We start from the raw sequence: 17,279 nt of genomic DNA, 5'->3' as shown, positions 1-17,279 counted from the left end.
TTGAGTCCAGTAGAGTTTGAATCCCGCTATCGGGAACGGCTGGGAAGTGTCTAAATCACTGGTGGCGATTCAGATCGCAGAAGGCCGACAGGCCATCATGATCCTCGATAACTGTCCTTCAGCGTTGCACTCTTCGCTGGCCAGCAAGATGTCAGCCGCAGGTGGTAAGGTGAGCCTTATTACGGTTGAGTATGACATCCGAGACGACAAGCCTCAGACGACAGAGGTCATCCATATAGAAGCGGTTGGACCGGAAGTGGCGGAACAGCTTCTGCTCCGTCGTTTTCCCAATATTGGGCAGAATAACGCCCGCCGCATAGCGGCGTTTGCTGATGGAAATGCGAGGGTATCTCTGGCCATCGCCGAGCGGGTAGAGGAAGGTGAGAGCTTGGCTCAACTTTCTGATGCGCAGTTATTTGATCGTTTGTTTGAACAGCGCAACCATCCGGATGATGACCTGCGGGCGCAGGCTGAAATACTGTCCTTGGTCTATTCGTTCTCGGTAGCAGCCGTCGAGGATGGTCAAACTGAACTGGAAGTGTTGGGGTCGATCTCTGGGCATTCCGCCATCCAGTTGTCTCGGTCAGTCAACAGGTTGTTGGGGCGCCATGTTGTGCAGAAAAGGGCCCATTGGAGAGCGATCCTTCCTCATGCCATTGCCAACAAGTTGGCGTCAGCGGCACTTGATAGCATTCCGGCTGCTCAACTCAGGGCGACCTTTGAAGTGGCTGGGCGTCAGCGTTTACTCATGTCGTTTGCACACAGGCTTGGCCTATTGCATGACCACCCAGTAGCAAAAGAGATCGCTGAGAGCTGGCTTCAGCCTGATGGGCTGTTGGGGCGGATAACCGCGTTGGACGATATGTCGGCGCGAATGCTGGACTACATTGCCCCTGTCGCACAGGACGCTCTGCTCGACAGGATCGAGGCGGTGCTGACCGTAGATGACTTTAAAGGTATGAAGCAGGGTTACAACCCGCGGCGGACAACAATACTCAATCTGTTGCAATTGTTGGCGTATGAACCGAGCGCTTTCGAGCGGTGCATCCGCCTCCTCATCCATGTGGCTGACCATGAAGAGGAGAACAACAGCAACAATTCGGTGCGAAATCAGATCACGCCATTTTATCAAGCGTATCTATCGGGTACGCATGCCACGTTAGTGCAGCGAATTGCCGTCATGAATGAATGCCTTTCATCAATCGTTGCTGGTCGGAGGTCGCTGGGTTTTCAGATGCTCTCTACAGCCTTGGAGGATCGATGGACCAGGTTTGGCTGGAATGAGTTTGGTGCTCGTCCAAGAGACTATGGATTGCACCCCAATCATGATGAACTTGTTGAGTGGCGCAGCGCCTTTATCGACGTGACTGTGCAATTGGGAACTTCCGGCACTCCTGAGCTTGCAGAACCAGCAAGGCTGATCATGGCAAACACCTTTCGAGGGTTGTGGCGTCAGCCTGCAATAAGGGACAAGCTCGTTGAGGCTGCTTACACGTTGCATGCACACCACCCTTGGGGCGAAGGTTGGAAAGCCGTCCGCTCCACGATCTATTTTGACCATACCAAACGCAACGATGAGGATGATGTTGAGCCGCTGCCGGACACCCTTGCCGCACTGGAGAGGAAGCTGGAGCCGCATGACCTGATTCCTTCAATCATGACGTATGTGCTGAGCAAGGGGGCGTACTATTGGGATCTTGACGTTAATTTTGACCATAGCAACCCTAACAGTTATCACGAATCTGAGAGGCGTCTTGAATCCAAGGCATTTCGACTGGGTGAGGAGTTTGCGACATCAGACCATAAGCTCGAAGAACTCGGCACCAGCCTGTTTTCCAACGATTGGCTGCCCTATCGTGCTGCATTCGGGAGGGGGATGGCGAGAGGGGCGCATGATTTGCGGACTGTCTGGCTGCTACTCATTGAGCAGCTAGAACGGCAGCCTGAAGGGCATAATAATTTTTTAATTTTTAAAGGTTTTCTCGAAGAAACTGGCTCTATTGATCCAGCTCTAGCCCAGGAACTGCTCAATCAGTGTGCAAAAAATCCTCTACTTCGAAAGGATTTGGTCTATTTGCACCCCTGGGGAAAATTTACAGAAACAGATCTGAACCGTTGCTTGGCTCTTCTGGATGATCCAGATATTCATCCGGGAATGTATGAGCCAATTCTATGGCGGGATGAGTATGGGCATCTCCCCAGAGACCGTGTCCTCGATCTTGCTCGGCGACTACTGAGTAAACCGAATGGCGATAGTGTGGTTTTGGCTGCTCTCAGTATGAGGTTGCATGGCAAAGAGGGTGTAGTGGATACGCTGGGTCCAGAATTTCGAAGGGTCGGCCTAAGAGCGGCAATCCAGAGCCTTCCAAGAAAGCACAATGGCCCTGGCGGCTCCATGGATCATCAGATGGAGTGCGTTATCAACGCTGCGTTGCGTTTCGATGGCAATGAGGCCGAGAAGCAGGAGTGGTTGAACACTATCTTTTCCGTTGTTGATAAGCACAATGGCTATGTTCATTCATTTCCAAACGCCATTGGGACGACTGTCGCCTTGATGCCTGTGGCATTTCTCAATCGTGTTTTCGAAGGTAGTGAAGAGCAACAAAAACGACGAAAGTTCTTTATTGGCTATAGTGGTTATCGGCAGTCTACTCTCGCCAAAATCGATGCGGATGTGTTGATTGCATGGTGCAAGGCAAAAAATGATATCGGTGTGTGGGCGCCTATTGCGTCGGGCATTAACTTGTGGGAAGAGGGTGAAGAAGGGCTTACGATGTCAGAGCCTGCGCTTAGGCTGCTTGAGGCTGCTCCTGAGCCGGAAGCTATTCTGGAGGAGTACGCCGGGCGAGTGGCTCCTTTATCCTGGTCTGGTAGTCGAGCGAATGTGATGCAACCTAGAGCTGATGCGATCAAAAAATTGATTGGGCATGATAGAGCAGAAATCGCAGAGGCAGCTCGAACAGTGTCTGCAAAACTGGTTGATTGGATCGAACGCGAGAAAGCAAGTGAAAAGCGGGAGGATATGGAGCACGAGCAGCGGTTTGAGTGAAGACAACTGTACTCGAATTTCAACAATTCCAATCCAGAAATGGATTAATGTCAGCGATGAAACAAACACCGATACCATGGAAGGCATAAGAAATGCCGACATGGTATCGGTTTTTTTGTCTGTGGCGTCTGGCAAAGTTCGTCGGGGTGATGCCCCTTCGACTTACTCTCCAGCTAACGCAGCAACGCTAGGTTCTGGTCGATCCGGCTTTGGAGCAGGCGTAGTGTCGCGGGGCTAATCGCTTGCGGCAGCAGCCTCTCGGCGATGGTTGAAAACTGACTGGCCACCTCGCTGATGGCATCAATGGTGCGGTTAGCATTCTGTGCCGGGACTTCCGCCTCCTCGGCGAGCCGCAGCAGAGCGGCTCGATCGATGGCCAGTGCCTCACCCATCACATCCATCTGGTGATAGCCGCCAGGCCCTTCGCAGAAGGTCACGTCATAGGCCGGGGCTAGCTTCCACTGACCGGTAGATGACATCAGGTAGGCAAAATTCTTGGGATGGTCGTCCCGGTTATTGAATACCACATTGAAGACGGCACGCTCGAAGGCGAAGGCCATCTCCCGCACGTCATTGGTACAGAGTCGGGTCGCTCGCAGGAAATTAACGTAGTCCAAGGCCCCCGGTGCACGATAGTCGGCGCCGGTAAAGGTGGTCAGACATCGCACTGAGTGAGACAAAAAGCCCAAGGAAACATGGGCTTTTTTCGTTTGGCTGGTGGCTGAATCAAGTCGGGTTGGCGCCGCTGGCGCCAGCCCGGTTTGGGGAGACCGCGGGACTTACAAGAAGGGCGCCAGATCGATGCCGTAGTGTCGTGGGTCGGCGGCGGATTCGATGCGATCGGTCTCGCCGGGGCGGGACAGATCCAGCAGGCGCACCTCCAGGTAGGCACTGGACTTGGTGCTGTAGAGTATCTTCACCAGGGGTTGCAGCGGGGTCTTGTCGTTGCGCTCCATCACCAGGGCCAGGCGGCCGCTGTCGAGCTTCACCAGGCTGCCCACCGGGTAGATCCCCAGGCACTTGATAAACTGAGCCACCAGCTGGCTGTCAAACTGGCTGCCGGCGCCTTGCAGCAGGATGCGCAGGGCCTGGGAGGCGGGCATGCCGGGCTTGTAGCAACGATCGGCGGTGAGGGCGTCGTACACGTCCACCACACTGGCCATGCGAGCGTACTGATCCAGTGCCTCGGCGGTGAGTCCGGCCGGATACCCCTGGCCATCGAGCCGCTCATGGTGGCCGCTGAGCACGGAACGCATGATGGGGCTGAAGCCGGGGGAGGCGTCCAGGATCTGCTGCCCCAGGCGGACATGAGTCTGCATGATGGCAAACTCATCCTCGGTGAGCCGGCCGGGTTTGTGCAGCACGGCATCGGGGATCAAGATCTTGCCCGTGTCGTGCAGCATGCCGCCGATGGCCAGCTCCTTGAGCACCTGGCGCGGCAAGCCCAGGTGCCGGCCGAAGTTGGCCAGGTGGATGCCGACGTTCAGCGAGTGCTCCATCAGGTAGCTGTCTTTTTCCCGGATACGGCTCAAGCACATGAGGGCATCGTTGTGCTCGAAGATGCTGTCAACCAGCTCGTCGGCCATGGCCTCCAGCGGCGCCATGGCGATGGGCTCGCCGGCCTTGAGCTGGTCGAACAGCTTGCCTTGCAGCCCCTTGGCCTCCTGATAGAGGCGGCGCACCCGCTCCCTGTGTTGGGCCTTGGTGAGATTGGGCTTGTTGCGTGCCGGCGGCGTTGAGGGGGCGGGCTGGGCTTGTGCCTGGCTGACTTGCTTGCTGCGAGCCAGATCCACTTCCACCACCAGGACCCCCAGCTGCGCCATCTGGCGTATCTGCCCCTGATTGCCAACCAGGCCGCTTTGGCTCAAGCGGGTGTCACCCTGTTGCTGCAGTATGCGGGTGACAAACATGCCCGGCTGCAGTTGAGCCAGGGTCAGTCGTCGTAGGGTACTTTGTGTTGTTTCCATATGAGGCTCATGTTGATTCCGGACTCATTTTGCCTGTTGGTGGGGAGGCTGTCACCTGACCGAGCGCAAAGATGTGGCGGGTCTGTTGCTTTTTTGCACGCGATTGCAGGCGCAGCCATCCCGGCGCATAACAGGTGCCTTGCACCGGCACTGGCAGTACAATGCTGGCCTTTTGACGGCCCCTAGGAGTCACCATAGATGCGTTTGGATAAATTTCTTTCCCAGAGTCTGGGGATCACCCGCTCTCAGGCCAGCCGGCTGCTGCGTGGTGGCGAGGTGCTGCTCAATGGCGAGCCGGTCAAGCAAGGGGCTATCGCGCTGGGGGAGTCCGACGAGGTGGAGTTTGCCGGTCAGAGCCTGCGGCTGACCGGGCCGCGCTACTTCATGCTGCACAAGCCCGAGGGCTATGTCTGCTCCAATGAGGATCCCGATCATCCCAATGTCTTCTTCCTGTTGGAGGAGCCGGCGCTGGGCAAGTTGCACTGTGCCGGACGGCTGGATCTGGATACCACGGGCCTGGTGCTCATCACGGATGACGGTCAGTGGTCCCACCGTATCACCTCACCCCGCCACGAGTGCGCCAAGCGCTATCGGGTCTGGCTGGCGGATCCGGTGCCCGAGTCCGCCATCGCCCAATTTGCCGAAGGCATTCAGCTGCGCAGCGAGCGGGATCTGACCCGGCCTGCCCAGCTGGAACTCATCTCCGACACCGAGGCGCTGCTCACCATTCACGAGGGCAAGTACCATCAGGTCAAGCGCATGTTCGCCGCCATCGGCAACAAGGTGGTGAAGCTGCACCGGGAGCAGGTAGGCCCCCTGGCGCTGGATGCCGCGCTGGCGCCCGGTGAATACCGGCCGCTGACCGAAGAAGAGGTAGCGGCGTTTCGCTAAGCCGCGGCTTGCCGAATTCTACCGGCAAGCCAGCTGGGGCCTAGGCCTTCATCCCCAGGATCAGGGCGGTGCCGGCCACCACCAGGGCCGCCCCGGCCCAGGCCGAGGGGAGGGGCCTCTGGCGGGTGTAGCCCCACAGCAAGGGCAGCAGCATCACAGGGGTGGTGGCGGAGAGAATGGCCACCAGGCTCACCTCGCCGTGTTTTAACGCCAGCAGTATCAGGGTCATGCCCAGGGTCATGGCCAGGAAGCCGTTCAGCGCCACCACCCCCAGCACCCTAAGGTTGATGGCCTGCCTGGCCCGGGCGAAGGGGGCGCCGCTGGCCCGCAACAGCAGGTGGGCCAGCAGGGCGGCCGCCATCCGGGTGCAGGAGGCGGCCACTGGATCCACCCCGGCGCTCATCACCGGCTTGGCGATGAGACTGCCCAGGGATTGGCACAGGGCGGCCAGCAAGCCCAGCGCCACCCCCAGCCACAGCGGATGGCGGATCTGCTCCAGCGTCGCGCTGTGTTTGCGGCCAAAGGCGATGGCCAGCAGCACGCCGACAAAGATGAGCCCGCCGCCCAGCAGACGCCAACCCCCCAGCCGTTCATCAAACAGCCAGAGTCCCAACAGGGCGGTGAACAGGGCGTTGCAGGCAAACAGCAGGCCGGCGCGCCTCGGCCCCAGGCGATTGAGGCAGGCGTAGAGCGCCGTGTCCCCCACGAAGATGCCGATGAGGCCCGATAGGGCCATCCAGCCCAGCTGCGCCAGGCTCAGCCCGGCAAAGCCGCCGGTGACCAGACTGGCGGCGCCCAGCATGGCGGTGACGCAGGCCATGCGGTAACGACTAAAGGCGAAGGCACCCAGGTGGGCGGCAGGCAGGACGGAGAGCAGGCTGGCGATGGCCCACAGCAGGGCGGCGGCCAGGGCGAAGAGTTCGTAATGCATGGGGGCTCCACGACAACGGGCCCCGCAGGGCCCGAATGGGTAGCACGATACTGAGCGCCTGGGGCAAAGGCAAGCCTCAGGCGAACGGGTCCTCTTCATCGCTGGCGATGGGATCCAGACTCCAACTGGCGGAGTCGCCGGTGTTCTTCAACTGGCCCTCTTCCCGGTGCAGCTTGATCTTGAGCTTGAGGTTGTTGGGGGAGTCGGCGTTCTTCAGGGCCTCCTCTTCGCTGATCACCTCTTCTTCCACCACCAGCTTGAACAGGGAGCTGTCGAAGGTCTGCATCCCCAGGGCGGTGGACTTCTCCATGATCTCCTTCAAGGGGCCAAACTCGCCGCGCTTGATGAGGTCGCGGATGGTGTGGGTGCCCAGCATGATCTCGATGGCGGCGCGGCGCTTGCCGTCCAGGGTCTTCACCAGCCGTTGCGAGACGAAGGCCCGCAGGTTGTTGCCCAGGTCGTTGAGCAGCTGGGGCCGGCGCTCTTCGGGGAAGAAGTTGATGATGCGGTCCAGCGCCTGGTTGGCGTTGTTGGCGTGCAGGGTGGATATGGCCAGGTGACCGGTTTCGGAGAAGGCCAGGGCGTGCTCCATGGTCTCCCGGTCGCGGATTTCGCCGATCAGGATGACGTCCGGCGCCTGCCGCAGGGTGTTCTTCAGGGCGGCGTGGAAGCTGCGGGTATCCACCCCCACCTCACGCTGGTTGATGATGCTCTTCTTGTGGCGGTGCACATATTCCACCGGATCCTCGATGGTGATGATGTGGCCGCTGGTGTTGCGGTTGCGGTGATCGATGAGGGCCGCCAGCGAGGTGGACTTGCCCGAGCCGGTACCGCCGACAAACAGCACCAGGCCGCGCTTCTCCATCACCACGTCCAGCAGTATGGGGGGCAGCTTGAGATCCTCGAAGCGGGGAATGTCCAGCTTGATGTTCCGCGCCACGAGAGAGACCTCGTTGCGCTGCTTGAAGATGTTGACCCGAAAACGGCCCACCTGGGGCAGGGAGAGGGCCAGGTTCATCTCCAGCTCTTTTTCGAAGGCGATGCGCTGCTCGCTGTCCATGATGGCATCGGCGATGGCGGCCACTTCCCCCGGGGCCATGGGCTGATCCGTCAGGGTCTTGAGCACCCCCTGGAACTTGGCGCAAGGAGGCGCGCCGGTGGAGAGATAGAGATCGGAACCGTCCTGGGTGGCCAGGATTTTCAACATCTGGGGCAGATCCATGGCATTGCTCTCATCATTCATGTGGTTAGCCTCTATGGCCCGTGGCAAACCGGGCGGTAGGATTGTCCATGCAACGGGATCCCAGCTCAAGTGTGAGTCCCACGTTGCGGGGCAAATATTGGCGCTGCGTCGGGCTTTGCTCGCTCCCTGAGCATAATCCTAGCCCTTGGGCCAAAGAGTGGGATCCGGCGGACCGTTCTGGGTATACTGCGCGGCAATTGTGATCACGGGCCTGATGCCATCGTAAAAGAGGATACGACCTATGTTGCTTGCCGCCGCTGCCATGCTGGCTGGTTTGATTTTGCTTGTCTGGAGCGCCGACAAGTTTGTGGACGGGGCGGCCCTGACCGCCCGCTATGCCGGCATGCCGCCGCTGCTCATCGGCATGGTGATCATCGGCTTTGGCACCTCGGCCCCCGAGCTGACGGTGTCGGCCCTGGCCGCTTGGCAGGGCAATCCGGGACTGGCCCTGGGCAATGCCTTCGGCTCCAACATCGCCAACATAGGCCTGATCCTGGGGCTGACGGCCTTGCTCGGCACCCTGACCATCGCCTCCAACGTGGTGCGGCGGGAGTTTCCCATCCTGCTGGCCATCACCCTGCTGGCGGGCTGGCCGCTGCTGGATGGGGTAGTGAGCCGTTCCGAGTCCTGTCTGCTGCTGGGGGTGTTCGGCCTCATCATGGCCTGGAGCATCCGTGCCGGGCTCAAGGAGCGGGATGTGCTGGGGGATGAGGTGGAGGCGGAGTTGGGTGCCGACGCCCAGCAGACTTCCCTGGGTAAGGCCCTGTTCTGGCTGGTGCTGGGCCTGCTGCTGCTCATCGCCAGCTCCCGCCTGCTGGTGTGGGGCGCCGTCGCCATCGCCAGCAGCCTGGGGGTGAGCGATCTCATCATAGGCCTGACCATAGTGGCGGTGGGCACCTCCTTGCCGGAGCTGGCGTCGTCCATCATGGCCCTGCGCAAGGGCGAGCATGACATGGCCCTGGGCAACGTGCTGGGCTCCAACCTGTTCAACACCCTGGCGGTGGTGGGCATCGCCGGGGTCATCAACCCCATTGCGGTGCCGGCCGAGGTGCTGAGCCGGGATTGGGCCATCATGCTGGCGGTGACTGTGCTGCTCATCGTGCTGGGGCTCTTGCCCCGTCGCAAGCTGGGTCGGATGGCGGGGGGACTGCTGATGCTGAGCTTTATCGCCTACACGGCCCTGCTGGTCATCCAGCAGCTGGCTTAACTGCCGGCCATCAGCTTCTCGCGGAACACGAAGAAGACGGCCCCCAGGATGCACAGGCCGGCCCAGAGGTAATCGAGCTTGATCTGCTCCTTGAGGTAGAACACCGAGAAGGGCACGAAGACGGTCAGCGCTATGACCTCCTGCAGGATTTTAAGCTGGCCGACGCTCAGGCTCTGGTGGCCGATGCGATTGGCCGGCACCTGCAACAGGTACTCGAACAGGGCGATGCCCCAGGAGAGCAGGGCGGCCAGCACCCAGGGCTTGTGGCTCATCTCCTTGAGATGGGCATACCAAGCAAAGGTCATGAACACATTGCTGCACACCAGCAGCGAGGCACTGATAAACACCGGGGACATGATGACTCCAACAAGGACGGGGCGGCGCCGTTATAGCAGAAATTACCGACGCGGGGCAGAGACCCGGGCGGGAAAATTTCGCCCATGACGCCAGCTCCTCGCCCGGCCAGCCTGGCCCCCCTGATGCAGGCCCAGCAACGTCGCCAACGCTGGCTGTTGGGCCTGCTTACCCTGGCGGTGCTGGCGGCCCTGCTGCTGAACCTCTGCCTGGGCAGCCTGCCCATCAGCCTGGCCGATTGGTGGCAGGGGCTCAGCCCCTTGCAATCCCAGGTGATCTGGTCGTTGCGTCTGCCCCGGGCCCTGCTGGCCCTGCAGGTGGGGGCGGGGCTGGCGGTCTGCGGCGTGGTGCTGCAGATCCTGTTTCATAACCCGGTGGCCGAGCCGGGCCTGGTCGGCATCTCGGGCGGGGCCAGCCTGCTGGCGGTGACCTCCATCTTCGTCGCCTTGCAGTGGGGGGTGCCCTTGCCGCCCTGGGGCACCTCCCTGGCGGCGTTTCTCGGCGCCCTGCTGGTGACGGCGGGCCTGCTGTGGCTCAGCCGCCGGGCCGGCCTCATCGGTGCCCGCCTGCTGCTGCTGGGGGTGGCGGTGGGGATCCTCTCCGGCGCCCTGACCACCTGGCTGCTCTATTTTTCCGACGATCAATCCCTTCGGGCCATCATGTTCTGGATGATGGGCTCCCTGGCCTATGGTCAGGCTCAGCCCGGCTACTGGTGGCTGCCTTATCTGCTGTGCCTGGGCTGGCTCCTGAGCCAGCATCGTCAGCTGGCCCTGCTGCAGCTGGGGGAGTTGCAGGCCCAGTTGTTGGGCCTGGAGCTGGCGCCGGTGCGCCGGCGTTTCATCCTGGCGGTGGCGCTCTTGTCCGGCATGACGGTGGCCCTGGCGGGCCTCATCGGCTTCATCGGCCTGGTGGTGCCCCACCTGCTGCGCCTGCTGGGGCGCGGCGAGCCGGCCTTCTTGCTGCCGGCGGCGGCGTTGGGCGGCGGCAGCCTGCTGCTGCTGGCGGATCTGCTCAGCCGCAGCCTGCTGCCCAGCGGCGAGCTGCCGGTGGGGGTGGTGACCGCCACCCTGGGGGCGCCGCTGTTCATCTACCTGCTGGTGCGTCGTCATGCTGAGCCTGTCTGAGTTCGCCATCCCCGGTCGGTTGCAGCCCATGAGCCTGACGCTGCCCGCGGAGGGCATCACGGCCCTGCTGGGTCCCAATGGTAGCGGCAAGTCCAGCCTGCTGCTGGGGTTGGCCAACCTTCTGCCCTTCAGCGGCGAGGCGCGCTTCGCCGGCCAGGATCTGCGCCGCTGGTCCATGGCAGCGGCGGCGTGCCAGCGCACCCTGCTGCCCCAGCGGGGTGAGGCGCCCCTGGCCCTGGCCTGTCATCAGGTGATCGCCCTGGGGGCGGCCCCCCTGGGGGGCATGAGTCCGGCGCTGATCCGCGCCGCCGGGGAGCTCAGCGAGCGCCTGGAGGTGACGGGCCTGTTAGCCCGCAGCTTCGGCCAGCTCTCCGGCGGCGAGCAGCAGCGGGTGCTGCTGGTGAAAACCCTGCTGCAGATCTGGCCTGCCACCAATCCGGCGGCCCGCTGGCTGCTGCTGGACGAACCCCTCACCGGGCTGGATTGGCATCATCAGCTGCAACTGCTGACCTTGCTGGAGGAGCTGGCCGCCGGGGGCCTGGCTGTCTGGCTGTCCCTGCACGATGTGAACCTGGCGGTGCGCCACGCCCAGCAGATCCTGTGCCTGAAAAACGGCCGTCTGCTGGGCCGAGGTGGGGTGGAGTCGGTGGACGAGGGCCTGATCCAGGCCCTGTATGGCGTGAAGACGGAGCGGCTCCTGCATCAGGGCCGCCCCCTGTTTGTCAGCCGTTAGGCCAACTGTTCCCGGCGGGCGTGGGCGGCCTGTTGCAGCATGGCCAGGGCGGTCTGGGTCTGCTCCCAGCCCAGGCAGGCATCCGTGATGCTCTGGCCGTAGGTGAGCGGACAACCGGCCACCACATCCTGGCGACCCTCTTCAATAAAGCTCTCGATCATCACACCGGCGATGCCGGTACGACCGCGCTTCAACTGATCACAGATGTCCTTGGTCACGTCCAGCTGACGGCGGTGGTCCTTCTGGCTGTTGCCGTGGCTGAAGTCCACCACCAGGCGCTGGGGCAGCTCGGCCTTGGCCAGGGCCTGACAGGCTTCGTCTATGCTGACGCTGTCGTAGTTGGGGCGTCGGCCGCCACGCAAGATCACATGGCCATAGGGGTTGCCGGATGTGCGATAGATGGTCATGCGACCCTCCTTGTCCGGCGAGGTGAAGATGTGGCTGTGGCGGGCGGCCCGCACCGCATCGATGGCGATGCGGGTGTTGCCGTCGGTGCCGTTCTTGAAGCCCACCGGGCAGGAGAGGGCGGAGGCCATCTCGCGGTGCACCTGGGATTCGGTGGTGCGGGCACCGATGGCACCCCAGCTGATGAGATCGGCGATGTACTGGCCGGTCACCATGTCAAGGAATTCGGTGGCGGTGGGCAGCCCCAGGTGGTTGATCTCGATGAGCAGCTTGCGGGCCAGCTGCAGGCCTTCGTTGACGTTAAAGCTGCCATCCAGATGGGGGTCGTTGATGAGCCCCTTCCAGCCAACTATGGTTCTGGGCTTCTCGAAGTAGGCCCGCATGACGATGCACAGGTCGTCCCGGTATTGGATCCGCAGCGCGGCGAGGCGGCGGGCATAATCCACGGCGGCCTGAGGATCGTGCAGCGAGCAGGGGCCGACGATCACCAGCAACCGCTGATCCCGACCGGCCAGGATGGCTTCTATTTCCTCACGGGCGGTGAGGATCTCCTGGGCCAAGTCCGGCGTCAGCGGGGTGACTTCGGCCAGCTCCTTGGGGGTGATCAGGGCACACAGGCGCTGGGTGCGTAATTCGTCGGTGAAAATGGACATGACAACCTCTATCCGTAAGGGGGGCGGCGTGTGCCGCGATGGGCCAACACCTTAATGCAAATTGCCCCCCAAGGAAATGTTTGGCATCCCGGCTGCCTTTGCTAGGATCTGGGCTCTTTTTCCCCTCTGGAGGATCTTCTCTTGGCTAAGCCCGGCAATACCGGCCTTGTACGTATCATCAAGGCGACCTTTTACAGTATTCAGGGGCTGCGTTCGGCCTGGCGGCATGAGGCGGCGTTTCGGCAGGAGTTGATCCTGATGCTGGTGCTGACCCCCTTGGCCTTCGTGGTGGGGCAGGGGCTGACCCAGCAGTTGCTGCTCATCATGGTGGGCTGGCTGGTGGTGATCGTCGAGGTGCTCAATTCTGCGATCGAGGCGGTGGTGGATCGCATCGGCGCGGAGCATCATGAACTCTCCGGTCGTGCCAAGGATCTGGGATCCGCGGCTGTGTTTCTTGCCCTGGCCCTCAATCTGGTGCTCTGGGTCGGCATGGCCGGGCGCAACCTGCTACATCTTTGGTAACGCTATACCCTGAAGGAGATGACCTATGAACCAGATGGCGCAAGATTATCGGGTTTATGCCGTCGACGGTGAGGGACAACGTCAGCCCCTGTCTGTTCACGGTCTGGTGATTGAACTGGAGCCCGGCAAGGAGTTGGAGTTGGTGCTGCAGGCCCATCCCAACCACCCGGGTCAGCTGTTGGTGCGCACCGGCAGCGAGCTGGAGGCCGGCAGCGCCGGCGGCAGCCTGGCGGTGCTGGTGGTGCGGCCCGGAGGCTGCAACCAGCTGCACCTGGCGGTGGAGCACCATCCCTGGCGGGATCTGAGCTGATGACAAGGGGCGCAAGCCCCTTGCTTCTATCGGCAACGCAACGCAGCGGCTTCCAGGTTGCCCCTTTGTTAACATGCTGTTAGCTTGAGGGCAGACGCTTCCGGGTGTCTCTCAACCAAGGAGTCCTGTCGTGAGTCTCGTTTCAGCCGCCCAAACCACCCCTCTGACCGCCACCCTGTCCCTGACCGGCCAGGATGTCAGCGCCAAACGCCAGCAGATCCGGGATTACTTCCTGGAGACCTTCGACCGCTATGAATCGCTGTTTACCTGCCTGGCCTGTCCCGAGGCCTGGTACCAGAAGGCCATCCCCCTGCGCCACCCGCTGATCTTCTATTACGGCCACACGGCGGCCTTCTTCATCAACAAGCTGCTGGCCGGGCGCTTCATTGAGGCGCGGCTGGATCCCCAGATCGAGGCCATGGTGGCCATCGGCGTGGATGAGATGAGCTGGGACGATCTGGACGAGAGCCACTATGCCTGGCCCGAGGTGGCAGCATTGCAGGCCTATCGGCAAGGGGTGAAGGCCAGGGTGCTGGCCTTTATCGAGCAGATGCCCCTGACCCTGCCCATCGACTGGGAGAGCCCGGCCTGGGCCATCCTGATGGGCATAGAGCACGAGCGCATCCACCTGGAGACCTCCTCCGTCTTGATCCGCCAGCTCCCCCTGGCCTGGGTGCGGCCCAGCGCCGCTTGGCCCGTCTGCCCCCAGGCCCGGCACGAGCGCGGCGCCGTGCCGGACAATAGCCTCATTCAGGTGCCAGGGGGCACGGTGAGTCTGGGCAAGCCGGCCAAGGACGCCACCTACGGCTGGGACAACGAATACGGGCACAGGGAGCAGGCCCTGGCGCCTTTTGCCGCCAGTCGCCTGCTGGTGAGCAACGCCGAGTTCTTCGCGTTTGTCGCCGCTGGCGGTTATCAGGAGCCAACCTGGTGGAGCCAGGAGGGTTGGCGCTGGCGGGAGTATGCCCAGGCGCAGATGCCCACCTTCTGGGTCGGCTCGCCGGCGCAGGAGGCGGATCTCAAGCTGCGTTTGATGTGTGAGGAAGTGAGCATGCCCTGGGACTGGCCGGTGGAGGTCAACCAGCTCGAAGCCGAGGCCTTCTGCCGCTGGAAGGCGGCCCAGACCGGGTTGCCCATCCAGCTGCCCAGCGAGGCGGAGTGGGCGCTGCTGAGCGCCCAGCTCGAGGACGGCGCCGGTCACTGGCCGGCCGCACAGGCCAACCTCAACCTGGCCCATTGGGCCTCCTCCTGCCCGGTGGATCGCATGGCTCAGGGGGACTTTTATGATCTGGCGGGCAACGTCTGGCAGTGGACCAGCACCCCCATCGACGGCTACGACGGCTTCCGGGTGCATCCGTTGTACGACGACTTCTCCACCCCCACCTTCGATGGCCGGCATAACCTGATCAAGGGGGGCAGCTGGGTTTCTTCTGGCAACCTGGCCATCCGCCACAGCCGCTATGCCTTTCGCCGCCACTTCTTCCAGCATGCCGGGTTTCGCTATCTGGCCTCCCATCACCAGGAGCGGAGCCAGATAAACCCCTATGAGACGGATGCCGGGGTGGCGCAATACCTGCACTGCCACTACGGTGACAACCCCTTCGGGGTACCCAACTTCAGCGCCGCCCTGGCGGCCCTGGCAGCACACTATCAGCCCAAGGGCGGCAAGGCGCTGGACATGGGCTGCGCCGTGGGCCGGGCCAGCTTCGAGCTGGCGCGCCATTTTGCCCAGGTGGACGGGGTGGACTATTCGGCCCGCTTCATCGATGTGGCCCTCACTCTGGCAGCCCACGACCGATTCCGCTACGCCCTGGTGCAGGAGGGGGATCTCCCCGACTATGCCGAGGCGCGGCTCTCGTCACTGGGGATCACTCAGGCGCAGATCCAGCGGGTGCACTTTACCCAGGGGGATGCCTGCAACCTCAAGCCCGGCTACCAGGGCTACGATCTGGTGCTGGCGGCCAACCTGCTGGATCGCCTGCGGGAGCCCAAGCGCTTCCTGCTGGAGATAGTGCAGCGCATGAATCCTGGCGGCGTGCTGATCCTGGCCTCGCCCTACAGCTGGAGCCAGGAGTACACCCCCAAGGCCCAGTGGTTGGGCGGGGTGCGGGAGAACGGCGAGGCCCTGGGTACCTATCAGGCGCTGCAGCGGCTGCTGGCCGCCAGCTGTGACGAGCTGGCACCGCCCCGGGATCTGCCGTTTGTCATCCGCGAGACGGCCCGCAAGTACCAGCACACCCTGTCCCAGGTCACTGTGTGGCGGCGGCGCTGACGGCCGGGTAGAGCCGCTGGCGCAGCTGTTCCAGTTGCTGCTGGATGAGGGGAATGTCCGGATGCCGGGGAAAGGCGGCCAGCAGCGGGCTGGCGGCCTGGTCAAAGGCCGGCGGCACGTCACGGTCAAAGAACTGGGCATAACCGGCGGCCCCTCGCAGTATGGCTTGTGCCTCGGGGAAGACGTGGCTGCTGGCCCCCTTGAGGGGACTGAAGATGCTGAGTCCCTCTAACAACTGTTGCTGCACCTTGGCTTGTCCCAGAAAGCGTAACAACTGCTTGGCCTGCTCCTGCTGCGCGGTGGCACGTGCCGGGATGGCGAACAGATCCAGGGGCGCATCCTCGTAGCGCGGCATGTCAGCCTTGATGGTGGGGAAGGGCAACAGCCCTATGTCGGCGAACCGGCTGCGGGGCACGATAAAGCTGGCCATCAGCACCATGGCCGCCTTGCCATGGTAGAGATAGGGCAGGGTGTTCTTCCAGTCCAGCTCGTTCTGGTTGTCGTTGAAACAGTCCGCCGCCACCAACGCCTGCCAATGCTCAAACACGGCGGTGACCCTGGGATCCGTGTAGGGGATCTCGCCACGGGTCAGCTGCTGATGAAACGCCAGGCCATTGATCCGCAAGTCCAGATAGTCAAACCAGGCCAGAGCCGGCCAGCTCTCCTTGGTACCCAGCATGATGGGGATGATGCCCCGCTGCCGCAGCACAGGGCAGCTGGCCAGCAGTTGCTGCCAGTTGTCTGGCTGCGGCAGATCCGCCTCGGCCAGCCGGGGGCGGGAATAAAACAGTCCCCAAGGGTAATGGCTGAAGGGCAGGGCATAGGGATGGCCGTTCAGGCTCACCGAGGTGGCCATGGCAGAGCCAAAGGCGCCGTACCAGTCTTCGCTTCGCCACAGATCGTCCAAGGGGAGCAGGAGCCCTTGCCGGGCATAGCTCAGCAGGCGTTCGCCGCCTTGCCACAGGAGGAGATCCGGGGTGCGCTCGCCCTGCAGCCAGTGGGGCAGACGCTGCTTGAACAGCTTGTCCGGCAGCACCATCAGATTGATCGTCTGGCCAGTCTGGGCCTCGTACTGCTGGATGATGGTGGTGACATTTTGTCTGTGCTGGGGATTTGCATAGATGAGGGCCAGCTCTAGCGGTCTGGCCTGCAGTGTCAGCACAGGTATCAGCAGGGCAAGCCCGCATCCTAACCGGCGGGCGAGTCGGTTGGCGGGACGAAATGTCGAGTGTTGCCTCATCGGGGGAGCGCAGCCTTATTGCGATGCCTTGGGCTTGGGGGACCGATCATAACCCAAAGCCCGGCCAGGCGGCAGCCGGCTGGCTCCCACTCTGAGGCCTGGGTACGACTTCTATACTTGAGGTGCAGCCCCTGCCTTTTTGGAGGTAACCATGGACAGTCAAACATCCATCCGCCTGATCCAGGCCCATGGCGTCTTGCACGGTGACCACTACAGCTTCAACAGCGCCGAGTTCCTGCGTTGGTGCGAGCAGGAGCAGTTGCCGATGCCCAGCCTGGAGGAGGCCAATCATGAGCTGGCGCCCTTCTGCATTCGGGTGGGCTATTCGGAGCCGGTGCGGGCCTGGCGCTACTATCTCACCTGATGCCAAGCCCCCCG

Annotated in this window: 16 protein-coding genes; 9 read left to right on the top strand and 7 right to left on the bottom strand. The window is 62.3% G+C overall.

Translation table 11 applies throughout. The features are described from left to right. Positions 1-46 precede the first annotated feature (46 nt). Positions 47-3,049 (top strand): hypothetical protein, encoded by a 3,003-nt coding sequence (locus ABD847_RS14685; protein WP_345014368.1) that lies wholly within the window; start codon positions 47-49, stop codon positions 3,047-3,049. A 173-nt stretch (positions 3,050-3,222) separates the two neighbouring features. On the opposite strand, the gene ABD847_RS14680 is transcribed toward ABD847_RS14685, so the two are convergent. After that, positions 3,223-3,717, bottom strand: a complete 495-nt coding sequence (locus ABD847_RS14680; RefSeq protein ID WP_345014366.1) for a HipA domain-containing protein — start codon at positions 3,715-3,717, stop codon at positions 3,223-3,225. 111 nt (positions 3,718-3,828) lie between these two features. Continuing rightward, a complete protein-coding gene (locus ABD847_RS14675) occupies positions 3,829-5,016 on the bottom strand; it encodes a cyclic di-GMP phosphodiesterase (RefSeq protein WP_345014364.1) in 1,188 nt (395 codons plus the stop codon). 198 nt (positions 5,017-5,214) lie between these two features. Here ABD847_RS14675 and rsuA point away from each other — a divergent pair, with 198 nt between their 5' ends. Continuing rightward, positions 5,215-5,907, top strand: coding sequence for a 16S rRNA pseudouridine(516) synthase RsuA (gene rsuA / locus ABD847_RS14670; RefSeq protein ID WP_345014362.1), 693 nt, complete (start codon positions 5,215-5,217; stop codon positions 5,905-5,907). A 40-nt stretch (positions 5,908-5,947) separates the two neighbouring features. Here rsuA and ABD847_RS14665 read toward each other — a convergent pair whose 3' ends face one another. Both ABD847_RS14665 and ABD847_RS14660 read right to left on the bottom strand, forming a co-directional pair. Beyond that, positions 5,948-6,838: a DMT family transporter gene (locus ABD847_RS14665; RefSeq protein WP_345014360.1), complete on the bottom strand. Its 891-nt coding sequence runs from the start codon at positions 6,836-6,838 to the stop codon at positions 5,948-5,950. A 76-nt stretch (positions 6,839-6,914) separates the two neighbouring features. Continuing rightward, positions 6,915-8,060 carry a PilT/PilU family type 4a pilus ATPase gene (locus tag ABD847_RS14660; protein WP_345014372.1) on the bottom strand — a complete coding sequence of 382 codons (1,146 nt, stop codon included), beginning with the start codon at positions 8,058-8,060 and terminating at the stop codon, positions 6,915-6,917. A 262-nt stretch (positions 8,061-8,322) separates the two neighbouring features. Here ABD847_RS14660 and ABD847_RS14655 point away from each other — a divergent pair, with 262 nt between their 5' ends. Beyond that, a complete protein-coding gene (locus ABD847_RS14655; protein WP_345014358.1) occupies positions 8,323-9,288 on the top strand; it encodes a calcium/sodium antiporter in 966 nt (321 codons plus the stop codon). Here the strand turns inward: ABD847_RS14655 and ABD847_RS14650 are convergent. Beyond that, positions 9,285-9,644: a DMT family protein gene (locus ABD847_RS14650; protein ID WP_345014356.1), complete on the bottom strand. Its 360-nt coding sequence runs from the start codon at positions 9,642-9,644 to the stop codon at positions 9,285-9,287. The two genes, ABD847_RS14655 and ABD847_RS14650, sit on opposite strands and share 4 nt — an antisense overlap. A gap of 84 nt (positions 9,645-9,728) precedes the next feature. Here ABD847_RS14650 and btuC point away from each other — a divergent pair, with 84 nt between their 5' ends. Both btuC and ABD847_RS14640 read left to right on the top strand, forming a co-directional pair. Beyond that, positions 9,729-10,766, top strand: coding sequence for a vitamin B12 ABC transporter permease BtuC (gene btuC / locus ABD847_RS14645; RefSeq protein WP_345014354.1), 1,038 nt, complete (start codon positions 9,729-9,731; stop codon positions 10,764-10,766). Next, entirely contained in the window at positions 10,750-11,499 is a 750-nt protein-coding gene (locus ABD847_RS14640) for an ATP-binding cassette domain-containing protein (protein ID WP_345014352.1), read from the top strand. Before btuC ends, ABD847_RS14640 begins: the two co-directional genes overlap by 17 nt. On the opposite strand, the gene ABD847_RS14635 is transcribed toward ABD847_RS14640, so the two are convergent. Then, a complete protein-coding gene (locus ABD847_RS14635) occupies positions 11,496-12,557 on the bottom strand; it encodes a 3-deoxy-7-phosphoheptulonate synthase (RefSeq protein WP_345014350.1) in 1,062 nt (353 codons plus the stop codon). The two genes, ABD847_RS14640 and ABD847_RS14635, sit on opposite strands and share 4 nt — an antisense overlap. A gap of 141 nt (positions 12,558-12,698) precedes the next feature. On the opposite strand from ABD847_RS14635, the gene ABD847_RS14630 reads away from it, so the two are divergent. The 3 genes from ABD847_RS14630 (at position 12,699) to ovoA (ending at position 15,661) form a co-directional block, all read left to right on the top strand. Further along, positions 12,699-13,079, top strand: a complete 381-nt coding sequence (locus ABD847_RS14630; protein WP_345014348.1) for a diacylglycerol kinase — start codon at positions 12,699-12,701, stop codon at positions 13,077-13,079. 25 nt (positions 13,080-13,104) lie between these two features. Then, a complete protein-coding gene (locus tag ABD847_RS14625; protein ID WP_345014346.1) occupies positions 13,105-13,389 on the top strand; it encodes a hypothetical protein in 285 nt (94 codons plus the stop codon). Positions 13,390-13,519: 130 nt separating this feature from the next. Further along, complete coding sequence (gene ovoA, locus ABD847_RS14620; RefSeq protein WP_345014344.1) at positions 13,520-15,661, top strand: 5-histidylcysteine sulfoxide synthase; 2,142 nt, start codon at positions 13,520-13,522, stop codon at positions 15,659-15,661. On the opposite strand, the gene ABD847_RS14615 is transcribed toward ovoA, so the two are convergent. Next, complete coding sequence (locus tag ABD847_RS14615) at positions 15,639-16,823, bottom strand: ABC transporter substrate-binding protein (protein WP_345014342.1); 1,185 nt, start codon at positions 16,821-16,823, stop codon at positions 15,639-15,641. The genes ovoA and ABD847_RS14615 overlap by 23 nt on opposite strands. A 229-nt stretch (positions 16,824-17,052) precedes the next feature. Between ABD847_RS14615 and ABD847_RS14610 the strand changes: the two genes are divergently transcribed. After that, positions 17,053-17,265, top strand: a complete 213-nt coding sequence (locus ABD847_RS14610; RefSeq protein WP_345014339.1) for a hypothetical protein — start codon at positions 17,053-17,055, stop codon at positions 17,263-17,265. The last annotated feature ends 14 nt before the right edge of the window (positions 17,266-17,279 follow it).

It is taken from the genome of Pseudaeromonas paramecii (assembly GCF_039540575.1).
Classification (GTDB): Bacteria; Pseudomonadota; Gammaproteobacteria; order Enterobacterales; family Aeromonadaceae; genus Pseudaeromonas; species Pseudaeromonas paramecii.
This window is presented reverse-complemented; position numbering and strand designations above follow the sequence as displayed.